Source organism: Bacteroides mucinivorans, assembly GCF_034654355.2.
Lineage (GTDB): Bacteria > Bacteroidota > Bacteroidia > Bacteroidales > Bacteroidaceae > Bacteroides > Bacteroides nordii.
Window position 1 is genome coordinate 1,892,497 of the sequence record NZ_CP178179.1, and the last position, 16,164, is coordinate 1,908,660.

Annotated in this window: 10 protein-coding genes; 7 read left to right on the forward strand and 3 right to left on the reverse strand. The window is 39.9% G+C overall.

What is annotated here, in order from left to right; translation table 11 throughout:
• Window positions 1-28 precede the first annotated feature (28 nt).
• The 4 genes from VCM39_RS06645 (at window position 29) to VCM39_RS06660 (ending at window position 5,267) form a co-directional block, all read left to right on the forward strand.
• Window positions 29-1,774 carry a phospho-sugar mutase gene (locus tag VCM39_RS06645; protein WP_322933789.1) on the forward strand — a complete coding sequence of 582 codons (1,746 nt, stop codon included), beginning with the start codon at window positions 29-31 and terminating at the stop codon, window positions 1,772-1,774.
• Between the two features lie 494 nt (window positions 1,775-2,268).
• Window positions 2,269-3,156: a histidine decarboxylase, pyruvoyl type gene (locus VCM39_RS06650; RefSeq protein ID WP_007486556.1), complete on the forward strand. Its 888-nt coding sequence runs from the start codon at window positions 2,269-2,271 to the stop codon at window positions 3,154-3,156.
• 45 nt (window positions 3,157-3,201) lie between these two features.
• Window positions 3,202-3,831: a pyruvoyl-dependent arginine decarboxylase gene (locus VCM39_RS06655; RefSeq protein ID WP_007486558.1), complete on the forward strand. Its 630-nt coding sequence runs from the start codon at window positions 3,202-3,204 to the stop codon at window positions 3,829-3,831.
• Between the two features lie 2 nt (window positions 3,832-3,833).
• Window positions 3,834-5,267, forward strand: coding sequence for a basic amino acid/polyamine antiporter (locus VCM39_RS06660; protein ID WP_320969936.1), 1,434 nt, complete (start codon window positions 3,834-3,836; stop codon window positions 5,265-5,267).
• A gap of 128 nt (window positions 5,268-5,395) precedes the next feature.
• Here VCM39_RS06660 and nudC read toward each other — a convergent pair whose 3' ends face one another.
• Genes nudC through abc-f form a run of 3 tightly spaced genes read right to left on the reverse strand, consistent with a single transcriptional unit; the run spans window position 5,396 to window position 8,666 of the window.
• Window positions 5,396-6,175, reverse strand: a complete 780-nt coding sequence (gene nudC, locus VCM39_RS06665) for an NAD(+) diphosphatase (protein ID WP_322933790.1) — start codon at window positions 6,173-6,175, stop codon at window positions 5,396-5,398.
• Window positions 6,172-7,017 carry a hypothetical protein gene (locus VCM39_RS06670; RefSeq protein WP_221650409.1) on the reverse strand — a complete coding sequence of 282 codons (846 nt, stop codon included), beginning with the start codon at window positions 7,015-7,017 and terminating at the stop codon, window positions 6,172-6,174. Before VCM39_RS06670 ends, nudC begins: the two co-directional genes overlap by 4 nt.
• A 59-nt stretch (window positions 7,018-7,076) precedes the next feature.
• A complete protein-coding gene (gene abc-f, locus VCM39_RS06675; RefSeq protein WP_322933791.1) occupies window positions 7,077-8,666 on the reverse strand; it encodes a ribosomal protection-like ABC-F family protein in 1,590 nt (529 codons plus the stop codon).
• A gap of 701 nt (window positions 8,667-9,367) precedes the next feature.
• On the opposite strand from abc-f, the gene cas9 reads away from it, so the two are divergent.
• Genes cas9 through cas2 form a run of 3 tightly spaced genes read left to right on the forward strand, consistent with a single transcriptional unit; the run spans window position 9,368 to window position 15,203 of the window.
• Window positions 9,368-13,903: a type II CRISPR RNA-guided endonuclease Cas9 gene (gene cas9, locus VCM39_RS06680; RefSeq protein ID WP_322933792.1), complete on the forward strand. Its 4,536-nt coding sequence runs from the start codon at window positions 9,368-9,370 to the stop codon at window positions 13,901-13,903.
• A gap of 35 nt (window positions 13,904-13,938) precedes the next feature.
• Complete coding sequence (gene cas1 / locus VCM39_RS06685) at window positions 13,939-14,871, forward strand: type II CRISPR-associated endonuclease Cas1 (protein WP_322933793.1); 933 nt, start codon at window positions 13,939-13,941, stop codon at window positions 14,869-14,871.
• The gene (cas2, locus tag VCM39_RS06690; RefSeq protein WP_221651401.1) at window positions 14,871-15,203 is read left to right on the forward strand and encodes a CRISPR-associated endonuclease Cas2; all 333 of its coding nucleotides are present in this window, start codon (window positions 14,871-14,873) and stop codon (window positions 15,201-15,203) included. The genes cas1 and cas2 overlap by 1 nt, the downstream gene beginning before the upstream one ends.
• Window positions 15,204-16,164 lie beyond the last annotated feature (961 nt).

Here is a 16,164-nt window from a genome sequence, read left to right on the forward strand (position 1 = left end):
AAACATTAACCAATAAATAACAATCTAAATGGAGAATCAGGAACTCATCAAGCAGGTAACTGAGAAAGCCGAAAAATGGCTAACCCCGGCCTATGATGCCGAAACTCAGGCTGAAGTGAAACGTATGTTGGCAAACGAAGATAAAACTGAGTTGATAGAAGCATTCTATAAAGACCTTGAATTTGGTACAGGCGGTTTACGCGGTATCATGGGTGTTGGTAGCAACCGTATGAATATCTATACAGTGGGTGCTGCTACGCAGGGACTTTCCAACTATCTGAAGAAGAATTTCAAAGATCTCCCTCAGATTTCTGTAGTGGTAGGATATGATTGCCGTAACAACAGTGATCTTTTTGCCCGTATCTCTGCTGATATATTCTCTGGTAATGGTATTAAAGTGTATCTGTTTGAAGATATGCGTCCTACACCGGAAATGTCATTTGCCATTCGTCATCTTGGTTGTCAGAGTGGTATCATCCTGACAGCTTCTCACAACCCGAAAGAATACAACGGTTATAAGGCGTACTGGGACGATGGTGCACAGGTATTAGCTCCGCATGACAAAGGGATTATTGACGAAGTAAACAAGGTAACTTCGGCTGCCGATATTAATTTTAAGGGTAATCCTGATTTGATTCAGATTGTTGGTGAAGACATCGATAAACCTTATTTGGATATGGTAAAGACTATCTCTATCGATCCGGAGGCTATCGCTCACCAGAAAGATATGAAGATCGTTTATACACCGATTCATGGTACGGGTATGAAACTTATTCCGCGTGCATTGAAGATGTGGGGATTTGAGAATGTATATACCGTTCCCGAACAGATGATTAAGGATGGTAACTTCCCGACTGTAGTTTCTCCGAATCCGGAAAATGCTGAAGCATTGACTATGGCTGTGAATCTGGCTAAAGAGATAGATGCCGACTTGGTGATGGCAAGTGATCCTGATGCCGACCGTGTAGGTATTGCCTGCAAAGACGATAAGGGCGAGTGGGTACTTATCAATGGTAACCAGACTTGTCTGATGTATCTGTATTACATCATCACTCAGTACAAGAAGTTGGGTAAGATGACCGGCAAGGAGTTCGTTGTGAAGACTATCGTAACTACTGAACTTATCAAGAAGATTGCTGAAAAGAATAATATTGAAATGCTTGATTGCTACACCGGTTTCAAATGGATTGCCCGTGAAATTCGTCTGCGTGAGGGTGAAAAAGTATATATCGGTGGTGGAGAAGAAAGCTATGGTTTCCTTGCCGAAGATTTCGTTCGCGATAAAGATGCCGTTTCTGCTTGTTGCCTCATCTCTGAAATAGCTGCATGGGCAAAAGATAACGGTAAGTCATTGTATGAAATGCTGTTGGATATCTACGTAGAATACGGATTCTCTAAAGAAAAGGGTATCAGCGTAGTGAAGCCGGGTAAGAGTGGTGCCGAAGAGATCAAACAGATGATGGTAGACTTCCGCAACAATCCTCCACGCGAATTAGCTGGTTCTAAAGTAATTCTTTGGAAGGACTTCCAGACTTTGAAGCAGATTGATTCTGACGGTCGTGTGACGAAGATTGATATGCCGGATAAATCAAATGTTCTTCAGTATTTCACCGAAGATGGTGGTAAGGTTTCTATCCGTCCGTCGGGAACAGAACCTAAGATTAAGTTCTATATCGAGGTGAAGGGCGAGATGGGCTGTCGCAACTGCTTTGCCAGTGCCGATGCTGCCGCTGACGAAAAGATCGAAGCTGTAATGAAATCATTAGGTATTTAGTGGTGCTTCCCGCACGGGGAGATACGCCGAGCGATAATAAAGAAGCGGCTGGTTCGAATAGGACCAGCCGCTTCTTTTATTACTTCATGCCTTTCAAAGGCAAATATTTATTGGTATCTGTTTTCTTATTGGTCAATTGATCATCAAGACAGAAAATTTTAGTTGATTTACGTCGGCTGACTAATGGTGAAGCTATCTCTGATATACTGAATAGTATTGACTCTAGTTCATGGAATCCGATACAGATGATTTATCAGAGTGGATATCTCATGACTAAAGGATATGATGAAAGTTCTCTTGGAAATTGATAGATAGCCTTTGGAACACCTCCGTTCCGGAAGCTATTTTATTTTTGTATTTCTTTTTTTCCATCGCTTGGCGAATCTCCCCGTTGCGGGAAGTACATTTCGTTTTTTTTTGATTCTTTAGACTATTGGGGCTAATCATTCTGTGTTAAACGTTGTTCTATGAGCAACATCTAAACCAATAGTAATATGAAAGATTTAGTAGCTGACATCAAGTATGATGCCTCAAAAGTGATTAATCAGGCCGTGGGGCCAAGTAAAGAATTTTGCATGGGGTATATGAATCCCGGTGCTGGTGAGGGATACATCTCTACCATGAAGCTCTCCGTCGGTACAGTCGATGTGAAAGACCTCGATGCAGTAACCGAGAACATTGTTTCTTATGACCGTTGCGAGAAGAATGATGCTTATATCGGTCAGATCAACATGCTTACTGTTTCTTCTTTTTGTGGATTGAATGGTGCGGTCTGGGGTTTTGACCTTGCTAAACATGACGACATTGCAAGTGGAGCAGAGAAGCCGATGTACATGCAATCTCAACCCGATGGACCTGATATTCCTGTTTACAATGTTCGTCCGCTACTCGAAGCTACCGAGCGCTTGTTCGGTAAAGAGCAACAACGCCGTTTTCCGCCTATGCCCGGTTCACACATTATCTGTGCTAATAAAGATGTCACTGCCCGTGGTCCGCTATGGGTATGGTCTGCCATTGGTATCGCCATTCTGAAAGACCGTAGCAAAGGTTCTTCTCTTTTTATTGAAGATGCCAATACCTACGGCAATGATTCTACTACAGAGTCTGAGATGATTGGCTATCTTGAAGGTACTCTTCGTAAAGTGACCAATAGTATCGCCTTGTGCGGACAAGATCAGGGAGTGGAATACGAACGTATCTATGTAGGTTACAAATACACATTCGTAGAACCTCATCAGGTAGGTTGTGCTCTTACCTGTGCCCCTTATATTAACCTCGCTCAGAATGCAATTCCTGAGGGTATGCAAGCTTCCGACCTGCGTCAACTCACTATCAGCGAGTGGGAAAAGAAATTGAAACTTGAAGAGTTGACTATCTGGTAATGAAGCCTTCCCTTCTGATTATTAACCATTAAAACCAAAAGAATTATGGATGAAAAAAGAGGAACCCGCTATCCGGTTTTCGGATTTGTAACTGGTGGAACCGGAGCGTTTAATGATGGCATACCACCTCAGCCGTACGAAACATTTGCATATGACCTTGCTTTGCATCAGGCTGGAATTGAAAACTTCAATGTGATACCTTATACTTCTGTGATGCCTCCCGAAATGAGGGGGAATCTGGTGTCTATTACTCCTGAGATGAATGATAAATTTCCTTATTTACCTTTCCGTCCCGACTTGAAAGATCAATTCCATCATGGGGCAATACTCGAAGTAATCATAGCCGGTCATGGTGCCAACTATGCCGAGCATAAGGCTATTGCTACAGGAGTTGGTATTGTGTGGGCAAAGAAGAATGGTAAGTTTATAGGTGGCTTTGCCGCAGAATATGTACAGTTCTACGACTCAAAGATTGATGATGAGATTGCCGGAGCAGAAGCCCGGATGTGGCTAACCAAATCGTTGAATCATGAACTTTCAATGCGTGGATTAGAACAGGATGGCGATAAGGAGCTGTTTCACAACTTCATTAACATTCCGAGTGATAATCCGTTTGCTTACTGCCTTACGGCTATTGGTTTCCTCAACTTCGGATATGCACCTTTAGTTAAATAATCATGGCTGATGGTTCAAAGAAATTAGGATTGGGCGGGCTGGTTGCCATTGTCTTTGGGTCTATGATCGGTGGAGGTATTTTCAATATCTCACAGAACATGGCTCAGGGGGCAGGGTTAGGGGCTACTCTCATCTCCTGGGTCATCTCAGGAGTAGGAGTGTTGTTCCTTGTGCTCAACTTCAAGATACTGGCTGATGCCCGTCCTGATCTCAATGCAGGAATTTATCAGTATGCGAAAGAAGGTTTTGGTAACTATGTAGGTTTCAATGTAGCCTGGGGCTATTGGCTCTGTGCCGCGATGGGAAATGTAGCTTTTGCTGTGATGCTCAATGATTCGTTCGGAGAGTTCTTCCCTGTATTGCTAAAGCATGGCTGGCAGACAGTAGTTTTCGGTTCTTTCTTCATTTGGGCAATGTACCTCATTGTGGCGCGTGGCGTAAAAGCAGCGGCGGCAATGAATACCGTTGTTACTATCGTGAAGTTTGCTGCACTGATTCTTATTGTTGTCATTCTCTTTATCTTTTTTAAGGTAGGAGCGCTGAGTTATGACTTTTGGGGGCATGTTTCTGATTTGGGTTCTCTCGGTACACAAATCAAGAGTACAATGCTTGTAACATTGTGGTGTTTCATTGGTGTAGAAGGTGCAGTTGTAATGTCTGCCCGCGCCCGGAACAGTCAGGATGTGGGTAAAGCCGGTGTCATCGGTTTTTTGCTGGCATTGGTGCTTTATGCGCTTATCAGTATTTTATCCTACGGTATCATGAAGCAACCCGAACTGGCTAAGTTAGATGATCCTTCAGTGGCTTACGTATTGAAAGCTGCGGTGGGAGAATGGGCATACACCTTTGTAGTCCTTAGTGTGATTGTCTCCGTTATCGGAGGATGGATTGCATGGACACTGTTGTGTGCACAAGTACCTTATACAGCGGCACAGGTGAAAATCCTTCCGAAGTCGTTTCTGCGTGAGAACAAACAAGAGACACCGATTCATGCATTGCTCATATCGAGCATTATCATGCAGGTGTTTATGATACTGGTAGCTATGGCCAAGTCGGTTTACGATGCGGCAATAGATATTACCGGCGTAATGATCCTTCCTGCTTACCTTTTCTGCGGCCTTTATCTGGTGAAGGCGAGCTTTACAAAAGGGGAGTTGAAGACTACCGATGCAAAGAAGATTATGCAATACCGGATTATCGGTATCATATCTTCCGTTTTTTGCCTGTGGTTATTGTATGCAGGCAGTCTGTTGTTATTGCTCATTACTTCCATTTTCTATCTGGCGGGATTCTATTTCTATGTAGTGGCTCGCAAGCAGAATATGGAAAAGGGTGAAAAGGTATTCTCCCGTCCCGAACGCTGGTTGGCTATAGCTATTGCGGTTTGTTCTGTAATAGCTGTGGTGCTCATGGCTGAGGGAAAGGCAGGATTATAGAAAGAGAAAATACAGGTTGCGAGGGCACACGGGTTTATTGATACTTTTGAGAGAGGAACGGAGTGTTCGTTTCATTCATAAGTTGTTCGTTTGTAGTTTGTAAGTGCTTCGTAATCTGTATCTCTTTTTTAATTGTTTTTTATCCACCAATCGATCATTTTACGTGCCAGGCTGAGTTTACGTGGCAGTTCCGGTAGGTTCTCACGTGTGTAGAAAGCCCCTGAACTCAACTCTTCGTCTTGTAAACTGATTTCTCCACCGGCATAATCGGCAATGAATCCTACCATTAGTCCGCTGGGATAGGGCCACGGCTCGTTACCAAAATAAGTGATGTTTTTAATATCAAGTCCTGTTTCCTCTTTTACTTCGCGCATTACACATTCTTCCAGTGTTTCTCCGGTTTCCAGAAACCCTGCTACCAGGCTATAGAAAGTTCCTTTAAAATTTCGTGCATGTACCAATAGTAACGAATCTTCTTTACGTACCAACACCAGTATGGCTGCCGAAATAGAAGGATACATTTCGTTTCCGCATGCCGGACACCTTTTCATGATAGCATCTTTCATTTCCGTTTTTGTGCCACATACCGGGCAGAAGCGGCTATGCTGATCCCAATGTAGTATTTCAAAAGCTTTTCCGGCTGTATGGTATTGTTTCAACGGGATAAAATCATAAGAAGCACGTAGCCCGGTCATACAATATTCGTCGGATTCTTCTATGGGATGGCTGATGACGAAGGCTTTGCAGGGGTGTCCCTCCAGAATACATATTTCGTGTACATGGGTATCTGCCGGGATAGGTATAGGAGGTTGTTCGTTACAAGGGATTGTCAACTTATTATTCTGCTTTTTAAGTAGTAGCTGGTCTTTGTAGAATACAATCCACCAGGTAGTAGTTAATTTGCTCATTTCTTTAATAACTTTTTTATATCCGATTCATTAATCCATTGCTGTTGTGACGGGCGTCCGCATCCAATAGTAGTTCCCGTTTCCGGCATTCTCACCTGTCTCATTTGCGCCTTTTCGCAAGCTGTTTGCATGGCTTGCATGGGATCTTTCCGACGGGGTTTGATACTGGAATATTCTTTTGGAAAATCGAGTCCTAATTCTTCCATTAATAATTTTAGCTGCCGGCGTGGTTCTTTAGCATTCGGGTGTTCTTTGATGAGGTACATCAGCTTCCGACGCTTGTCAAAAGGTTCCTGATATTCCCGCAGCATTTCTTTGTTTACAAAAGTGATGTAAGTAACCGTTCCGTTTCCGGCGTGGTCTATTACACTTAGTCCTTCGTTGTGTGCCAGGTATTTTGTATTGCGATGTCCACACATGACGGTATCTTTCAGAAGAGACAGGTAGATGAATCTGATTATGTCATGTTCGTCATTATACCGGATACCTTTGGGCTTCAGATACCGGCTGTTGAGCCTCTTCATATAGTGGGGCGTCACCCGGCTACACCTGTATTCGTCGATGAGGTAGATGCCTCTTTCACCATATTCGTTGGTATAGAAGGTATAAAAGGCGTAATGAATGACCTTTGGATCTTCAAGCATGATCATAATATTCCATACTATTCCTGTGCGGGGAGAGGTGACACTTACATGACTCTCTACCGGAAACGACAGGGAATATTTCATTCCCCGTCCGGTTCTTGCCAGTAGCCCGATATATTCTTCGGATAAAAAATCCCACTCTTTATTCAGTTCTCCTTCTATCTGTATAGGTAGTAGCTTGTTGCTTAATTCTTTCATTCTCTTTATGCTCTCATCAGGAACACCTCTGATTTAATAGAGTTACAAAGATATGAATTTTAAAGGATGATTTTTCTTTCCACTCCTATTTCATTTATAAAATATTTATCATGTGATACTACCAGCACTGTGCCTGTATAATCTCTGATAGTCGATGTGATGATTTCTATACTTTGAATATCCAGGTTGTTGGTCGGTTCATCCAGAATAAACATATCGGGCGTATTGTTGCTGATCATCAGACAACAGAAGGCAAGCCGCATCTTTTCTCCGCCACTTAGTTTCTTACAAGGTTTATCCCATACTGTGGAGGGAAACAGATAGCGGTTGAGCCTGATTTTCACCTCATGTTCGGGTAGATTGCGAATGTTGAAAGCTTCCGCTTGCTGAAGAACATTCCGATCATTCTGAATGATAGAGTACTCTTGATTGAGGTAGACATGCTTGAAATCGGCACGGATTAATGTCCCTTCCTTGGGCATGATATCTCCGGTGATGAGTTTAAGCAAAGTGGTTTTACCGCATCCATTTGAACCTTCAATGCAAAGACGGTCACCACTTTTCAATTGAAAGTTGAGTGGAGCTTTCCATAACAGTTCGTCTCCATAGCCAAAATTAATATCGGTTGCCGTAATCAGAATTTTCCCGGTGCGTAATCCTGAAGTATCAAAATCGGTTTTTAATACTGCCGCATCAGAAAGGGAACTTCTGATTTGAGTCATTTCACCGGTTAACTTTTCCGCTTTCTCTGCATGTATATCATTAAGTTTGGTGGTACTCTTTTCTGCTCTGTCTTTCAGCACATTCATCATAATGCGGGGAATGCCTTTCCTGGCATTTGCTTTCTCGCCACGCACATTCTGTTTTTCTTTTCGTTCGGCCACTTCGCGGGCTATCTTTCTGGCTAATCGTAGTTCTTTCTCTTTTTCTTCGAGTTGTTGTTGCAGGGCATTTAGCATAATACCTTTTTGTTCTTTATAAAACTCATAGTTGCCTCCATAAGTGGTGATGTTGTTTTTTGTAAGTTCACAGGTAGTGTTCAGCAGATTGAGCAGTGTCCGGTCATGGCTGACAACAATAAGTGTGGAAGCTGCTTTCTTTACGAAATCATAAAGCCGTTTTCTTCCCTGAATATCCAGATGGTTGGTCGGTTCATCCAGCAGAATTACGGAGGGAGAATGTATTTCCATACCAGCCAGGAATACTCGGGTTTTCTCACCACCACTGAGTTGGCACAGGGGGAGTGATACTGGTTTATTTCCTAATCCCCAGGACTCTAAAGCTGCTTGTATTCTTTCTTCAATATTCCAATCTTCATCAAGAGTATTAAAGTTTTCTACAGACACATCACCGTTCAGTATGGCGTGTAGCGCTTCTATTTTTTTGTCTACTCGTAAAGCTTGTGCAATGGTCTGTCTGTCATATTGCCCGAAATGTTGGGGAATATAATAGATATCGTCCGGGCGGATCACCGTTCCTGATGAAGGCGACAGCCATCCGGCTATAATCTGTAACAGGGTCGATTTGCCCGAACCATTATTTCCGATTAATGCAATCTTTTGTCCCTTGTTTACAGAGAGGTTAAGGTCTTTAAACAGAATTTCTTTATCTGCATGTATATACGTGATTTGTTGAATGGATATACTCATACTAACTACTGGGTTTGAATGTTAAATACTTGGGATAATTAAAAAAAGGAGGGGAGGGACAAACACAATAGTGGCTAAACATACACGTTTGTGATGCTTAGCGTCAATAGAAAGATAGCATATAAAAAGTGATGTTTACCGAAATGTGTTGTCTTACTTGGATATTCTCATCGGGGTAGTTTAAATTGATTCGGCGGCAAAGATAGAACAAAAATCGGAATAGACAAAGTAAAGGTTCATTTGATAAATGTGTAGTTGTTAAAAAAGCAATTATAAAAATCCTTTAAGAGAGAATATAAGGTAGAATATAAATACTCACTCTGATGTAATCTGCTGATTGATAATGAATATAAACCTCCAGTTTAAAGATAGGCAAGAGTGTACAATTATGCGAGTGTTAATTGTACACCTTTGTCATACTAAAATGTACACTTATGATATGCTAAAATGTACATTCTTATAAAGCAAAATCAGGGTGTTAAAAAATGAATTAACATTATTAACGAACTACGCATTTGTAGGATGAATCAAAATAAAAGCCCCCGTAGAAGGACGAGGGCAACCTAAATGTTTTCACAACGGAATAATCCTTATTGTGACTTGCTTTCAAATTAGTGTGGCAAATATAATGAAAAAATTAATATAAAACTCTTTTTACAATAAATAATTATATATTTGTATATATTTAAATTTAATGCAGTATGAAAAAGATATTAGGACTGGACTTAGGAACAAATAGTATAGGGTGGGCTGTAATAAATAGTGTAGCAGATGAATCAGTTGAAAAGAGAAATATAGAATTGGCCGGGAGTAGGATTATTCCTATGGATGCTGCTGTATTAGGAAATTTTGATAGTGGAGTTACAAAATCTCAGACAGCGGAGCGGACTTCTTATCGAAGTATTCGCCGGTTGCGTGAGCGTCAATTATTGCGTCGTGAACGGTTGCATAAAGTATTACAGATATTAGGCTTTCTTCCCGAACATTATGTCAATGATATAGATTTTGAAAATCATCCTGGTAAAATTAAGAAAAATACAGAGCCGAAGTTACCTTGGAGGAAAAACTCTATGGGACAATTTGAATTTATATTTCAGGATTCGTTTGAAGCTATGTTAGTTGATTTTGCTACTCATCAGCCTGTATTTGTTTCCGAAGGTAAAAAGGTGCCTTATGACTGGACTCTCTATTATCTTCGCAAAAAGGCGTTGACAGAAATGATATCTAAAGAAGAGCTTGCATGGATTATTTTAAATTTTAATCAAAAGCGTGGATACTATCAGTTACGTGGAGAAGAAGAGGAAGAACAATCCAATAAGCTTGTGGAGTTTTATGCTTTGAGGGTTGTTAAGGTGGAGGCTACTGATGACAAGAAAGGAAAAGACACCTGGTATAATGTTCATTTGGAGAACGGGTGGATTTATCGTAGAACCAGTAACATCCCTTTGGATTGGGAAGGGAAAGTGAAAGAATTCATTGTGACAACAGATCTTAATGAAGATGGGACGCCCAAACTGGATAAATATGGAGAGGTGAAGCGTTCTTTCCGTGCACCGAAAGAAGATGACTGGACGTTGATAAAGAAAAAGACGGAGTCTGATATTGCAAATAGCCATAAAACGGTGGGATGTTATATCTATGATGCCTTGTTACAAAATCCGCATCAAAAAATAAAAGGTAGACTGGTGCGGACGGTCGAACGTAAATTTTATAAGGAAGAGTTGCGTTTGATTTTAGAAAAGCAGCTATCCTTCCATCCGGAGTTACAGGACCGGGATTTATACAGAGCATGTATCGACGCCTTATATGTCAGTAATGAGGCACATAAGAATAATATCTCCGGTAGAGATTTTGTTTATTTATTCATAGATGATATTATCTTTTATCAACGTCCTCTGAAAACTAAAAAGTCATTGATAGATAATTGTCCTTATGAGGAGAATCAGTATATGGATCGGGAAACAGGAGAGGTGAAGCAAGCACCCATTAAATGTATTGCAAAATCTCATCCTCTTTTTCAGGAGTTTCGTTTGTGGCAGTTTATCTCTAATATACGGATTTATCAGAGAGAAAGGGTTATGGATGATGGCAAGTTGGAAACGGATGTGGATGTGACGCCTGATTTTCTTAAAACAGAAGACGATTATACTACTTTATTTGAATGGCTCAATGATCGGAAAGAGGTAGACCAGAAAGCTTTTCTGAAAAATCCGCAATTCGGTTTGAAAAAGACTTTTACTGAATATCGCTGGAATTACGTAGAAGATAAATCATATCCGTGCAATGAAACAAGAAATGCTATATTGAATGGTTTGCAAAAAGTGGGTGTTGCTGCTGATTTCTTATCCCGGGAGGTGGAAGAAGCTTTGTGGCATATACTCTATTCGGTAGAAGATAAAATTGAGATTGAAAGTGCTTTACGGAAGTTTGCTTCTAAACATAATTTGGATGATCGTTTTGCGGATGTATTTAAGAAACTGCCTCCTTTCAAAAAAGAATATGGTGCATACTCTGCTAAAGCAATCAAGAAGCTTTTGCCACTGATGAGGATGGGGAAGTATTGGGAACTATCGAATATCGATGATAAAACGAAGGAACGGATTGATAAGATTATTACAGGTGAATGGGATGAGAATATCCATGACAGAGTGAGGGAAAAAGCTATAAAACTGTCGGATATAACAGATTTTAAGGGACTTCCGTTGTGGTTGTCTTGTTATGTTGTGTATAACAGGCATTCTGAAGCCAGGGCTATTGCTAAGTGGGAGAGTCCTGAGGATATTGACTCATATCTCCGGTTGTTCAGACAACATTCATTGCGAAACCCTATTGTAGAGCAGGTTATTACAGAAACATTGCGTACTGTCCGTGATATTTGGAAACGTGTAGGGCAGATTGATGAAATACATGTTGAACTGGGGCGTGAGATAAAGAATCCGGCTGATAAGCGGGCAAAGATGACTGCTCAAATAGTAGAAAATGAAAACACCAATTTACGTATTAAAGCTTTATTAGCGGAGTTTATCAACTCTGAGTACGAAATAGAGAACGTACGTCCATATTCGCCGGGTCAGCAGGAAATACTTAGAATCTATGAGGATACGGTGCTCAATAGTGTTGAAGAAATTCCGGAGGATATTAGTGCTGTTTTAAAGAAGTTTAGAGAGAGTGATTTAAAGAAACGTCCCACGAAATCGGAGTTTCTGCGTTATAAATTATGGCTGGAACAGAAATATCGTTCTCCTTATACTGGTGACATTATTCCATTAGGGAAGCTCTTTACGTCGGCCTATGAGATAGAGCATATTATCCCCCAATCCCGTTATTTTGATGATTCTTTTAGTAACAAGGTTATTTGCGAGGCTGAAGTGAATAAGCTGAAGAGTAATGAGCTTGGATATGAGTTTATTAAGAATCATCATGGACAATATGTAGAGATAGGTTTTGGTAAAGTAGTCCAGATTTTTTCTATAGAAGCTTATGAAAAATTTGTGAAGGCCAATTATTCTGGTATAGGCAGTAAAATGAAGAGATTATTAATGGATGATATACCAGAGACGTTTATAGAACGCCAGCTGAATGATAGTCGTTACATTAGTAAGGTCGTGAAAAGCTTGTTGTCAAATATTGTACGTGAGAAGGACTCGAACGGAGAGTATGAGCCGGAAGCTATTTCTAAGAACGTAATAGTATGTACAGGCAGCGTTACAGATCGGCTAAAGAGGGATTGGGGAGTAAATGATGTTTGGAATTCGATTATCTATCCCCGGTTTGAACGACTAAATGAATTAACCGGAAGTCAACAATTCGGGTGTTGGGAAAATAAGGAAGGAAAGCGTGTTTTTCAAACGGCAGTACCTCTTGAAATGCAGAAAGGGTTCAGTAAAAAGCGTATTGATCATCGGCATCATGCAATGGATGCAATTGTAATTGCGTGTGCTACACGGAATCATATTAACTATTTGAGTAATGAGTCTGCAAGTAAGAAAGCAAAAATATCTCGTACTGATTTGCAACGTTTGCTGTGTATCAAATGTCGGACTGATGATAATGGCAATTATAAGTGGATTGTAAAAAAGCCCTGGCCGGCATTTACTCAGGATATACGAAAAGCATTGGAGAATATCACTGTAAGTTTTAAGCAGAATTTGAGAGTGATAAATAAAACCACTAATTATTATGTACATTTTGATGAAAGTGGGAAGAAGGTATTGGAGAAACAGATAAATGGCGATAGTTGGGCTATACGTAAGCCGATGCATAAAGATACGGTCTTTGGCAAAGTGAATCTTCAGAAGGTGAAAGAAGTCAGGCTTAGCCTTGCTTTGGATACTCCGAAAATGATTGTTGATAAAAAATTAAAGGAAAAAGTACTTCAGCTGTATTCATATAAATATGATAAGAAAAGAATAGATAAGTACTTCAAGGAAAACGCATCTCTTTGGAAGGATTTGAACTTGTCAAAAGTGGCTGTTTATTATTTTACGAATGATTCTACTGAACCTTTAGTAGCGGTTCGCAAACCATTGGATACAAGTTTTAATGCGAAGAAGATAAAGGAGTCTGTTACGGATACGGGTATACAAAAGATACTTCTTAATCATTTGAGTAATAATCAGGATGATCCTAACCTGGCATTTTCGCCCGATGGTATAGATGAGATGAACAAGAATCTTACTACTTTAAATGATGGTAAATATCATCAACCTATATATAAGGTACGCGTATGTGAGCCACAAGGAAACAAATTTAGTGTTGGGACATCAGGAAATAAGACTTCTAAATATGTTGAAGCTGCCAAAGGTACAAATTTGTTCTTTGCTGTTTATCAAACAGAAGATGGTAAACGGAACTATGAGACTATCCCGTTGAATGTTGTTATTGAAAGAGAGAAGTTGGGGTGGACTCCTGTTCCCGAAAATAATAATAACGGTGATAAGTTATTGTTTTGGTTGTCACCTAATGACTTGGTTTATGTGCCTACTGCAGATGAATTGAATAATGGTATGAAGTTGGATAATATAGATAAGGGTAGAATCTATAAGATGATTTCCTGTTCCGGGCCCCAGTGTTTCTTCATTCCTCAGAATGTGTCTAATGCTATAATTCCTGTTATTGAATTGGGAGCAAATAATAAGGCGGAGAAATCATGGAATAATGAGATGATTAAGGCTGTTTGTGTACCGATTAGGGTTGATAGGTTGGGTTGTATAACAGAAATAAACAATCAAAAATAAGAAAAAGATAATGTTGGATTATAATAGATTGAGTTATGATTAAAAAAACATTATATTTTGGGAATCCTGTTTATCTTTCATTACGCAATGCCCAGCTTGTAATTAAACTTCCTGAGATTGTTAAAAATGAATCCTTACCGGACACTTTTAAGCAACAATCGGAGATAATGAAGCCTATTGAAGATATTGGAGTTGTAGTGTTGGATAATAAACAAATAACTATAACATCCGGAGTTTTGGAGGCGTTGCTTGAAAATAATAGTGCTGTGATAACGTGCGATAGTAGAAGTATGCCTGTTGGTTTGATGCTTCCATTGTATGGCAACACTACTCAGAATGAACGCTTTCGCTATCAATTGGATGCTTCGGTTCCGTTGAAAAAACAACTTTGGCAACAAACCATAAAAATGAAGATTAATAATCAAGCTTCAGTATTGCAGGCATGTAAAAGTGTAGAGGTAAAGTGTATGCATGTGTGGGCAGATAATGTGAAAAGTGGAGATCCTGAAAATCTTGAAGCACGTGCTGCAGCATACTATTGGAAAGGTATGTTTGCAGATATTGATGGTTTTACAAGAGAGCGTGAAGGAGTCCCACCTAATAATTTACTGAATTATGGTTATGCTATTCTGCGGGCAGTTGTTGCACGTGCATTGGTTATAAGTGGGCTTTTACCAACTTTAGGCATTCATCATCATAATCGTTATAATGCCTATTGTTTGGCCGATGATATAATGGAGCCTTATCGTCCTTATGTGGATGAGTTGGTTTTTGGTATTGTACATAATGGAGCTAATTATGGTGAGTTAAGTAAAGAATTGAAGGTTCAGTTGTTGGAAATTCCAACGTTGGAGGTAAAAATAGGTGGTAAAAGAAGCCCGTTAATGGTAGCTGTTTCGCAGACTACTGCCTCACTTTATAAATGTTTTAGTGGGGAGCTTCGCCATATCATCTATCCGGAGAGGTAATGGATCGTTTTAGTGAATATCGCATTATGTGGGTACTGGTACTTTTTGATTTACCGACTGAAACAAAGAAAGATAAAAGGGCCTATGCGGATTTCAGAAAAAATCTGCAAAAGGACGGGTTTACTATGTTTCAGTTTTCTATTTATGTGCGTCATTGTGCCAGTAGCGAAAATGCTGATGTTCATATAAAAAGGGTTAAGTCTTTTCTTCCGGAACATGGTCAGGTGGGAATATTATGTATAACTGATAAACAATTTGGAAATATAGAACTGTTTTATGGAAAGAAGATACAGGGAGTTAATACTCCCGGACAGCAGTTGGAACTATTTTAAAATAAAAAATCCCATAGAAATATGGGATTTTCTTTTGGAAACAGTCTCTTTTTTTATTTTCTGTGATCAGATGTAACTGGTTGGTATTCAGTGAATAGTAGAGATTGTGCTGTTTCCAATGGTTCAAAGATACTAATTTGAAAGCCAATCACAACTTTTTATTGTTGTGTAGCCAGCTGTTATATGCTGTTTCCAATGGTTCAAAGATACTAATTTGAAAGCCAATCACAACCTCCAAGGCGGAACGGTGACCGTTTTCAATGCTGTTTCCAATGGTTCAAAGATACTAATTTGAAAGCCAATCACAACCATCTTCGACTGCTACGGCTGTGATTTTGGCTGTTTCCAATGGTTCAAAGATACTAATTTGAAAGCCAATCACAACTGCGGTTTCCAAGGTTTGCGCCGTTGAAATGCTGTTTCCAATGGTTCAAAGATACTAATTTGAAAGCCAATCACAACGGTACAGGGGGCATCTGGAAAACTGACTCGCTGTTTCCAATGGTTCAAAGATACTAATTTGAAAGCCAATCACAACACAACAGAGAAGATGTAAGTAATAGTGATGCTGTTTCCAATGGTTCAAAGATACTAATTTGAAAGCCAATCACAACACGGAACTTGTTTAATTCGGAGTCTGTTCGGCTGTTTCCAATGGTTCAAAGATACTAATTTGAAAGCCAATCACAACAAGGTTTAGTGCATCAATTGTAAACTTACGCTGTTTTCAATGGTTCAAAGATACTAATTTGAAAGCCAATCACAACGATACAAGCACATTATTCTTTGAATATTTCGCTGTTTCCAATGGTTCAAAGATACTAATTTGAAAGCCAATCACAACAGTTGGAGGCAAGCATGAAATCGGTAGAGGCTGTTTCCAATGGTTCAAAGATACTAATTTGAAAGCCAATCACAACGGTTCTTTGATTCTGAAAAGGAGGTTGGTGCTGTTTTCAAT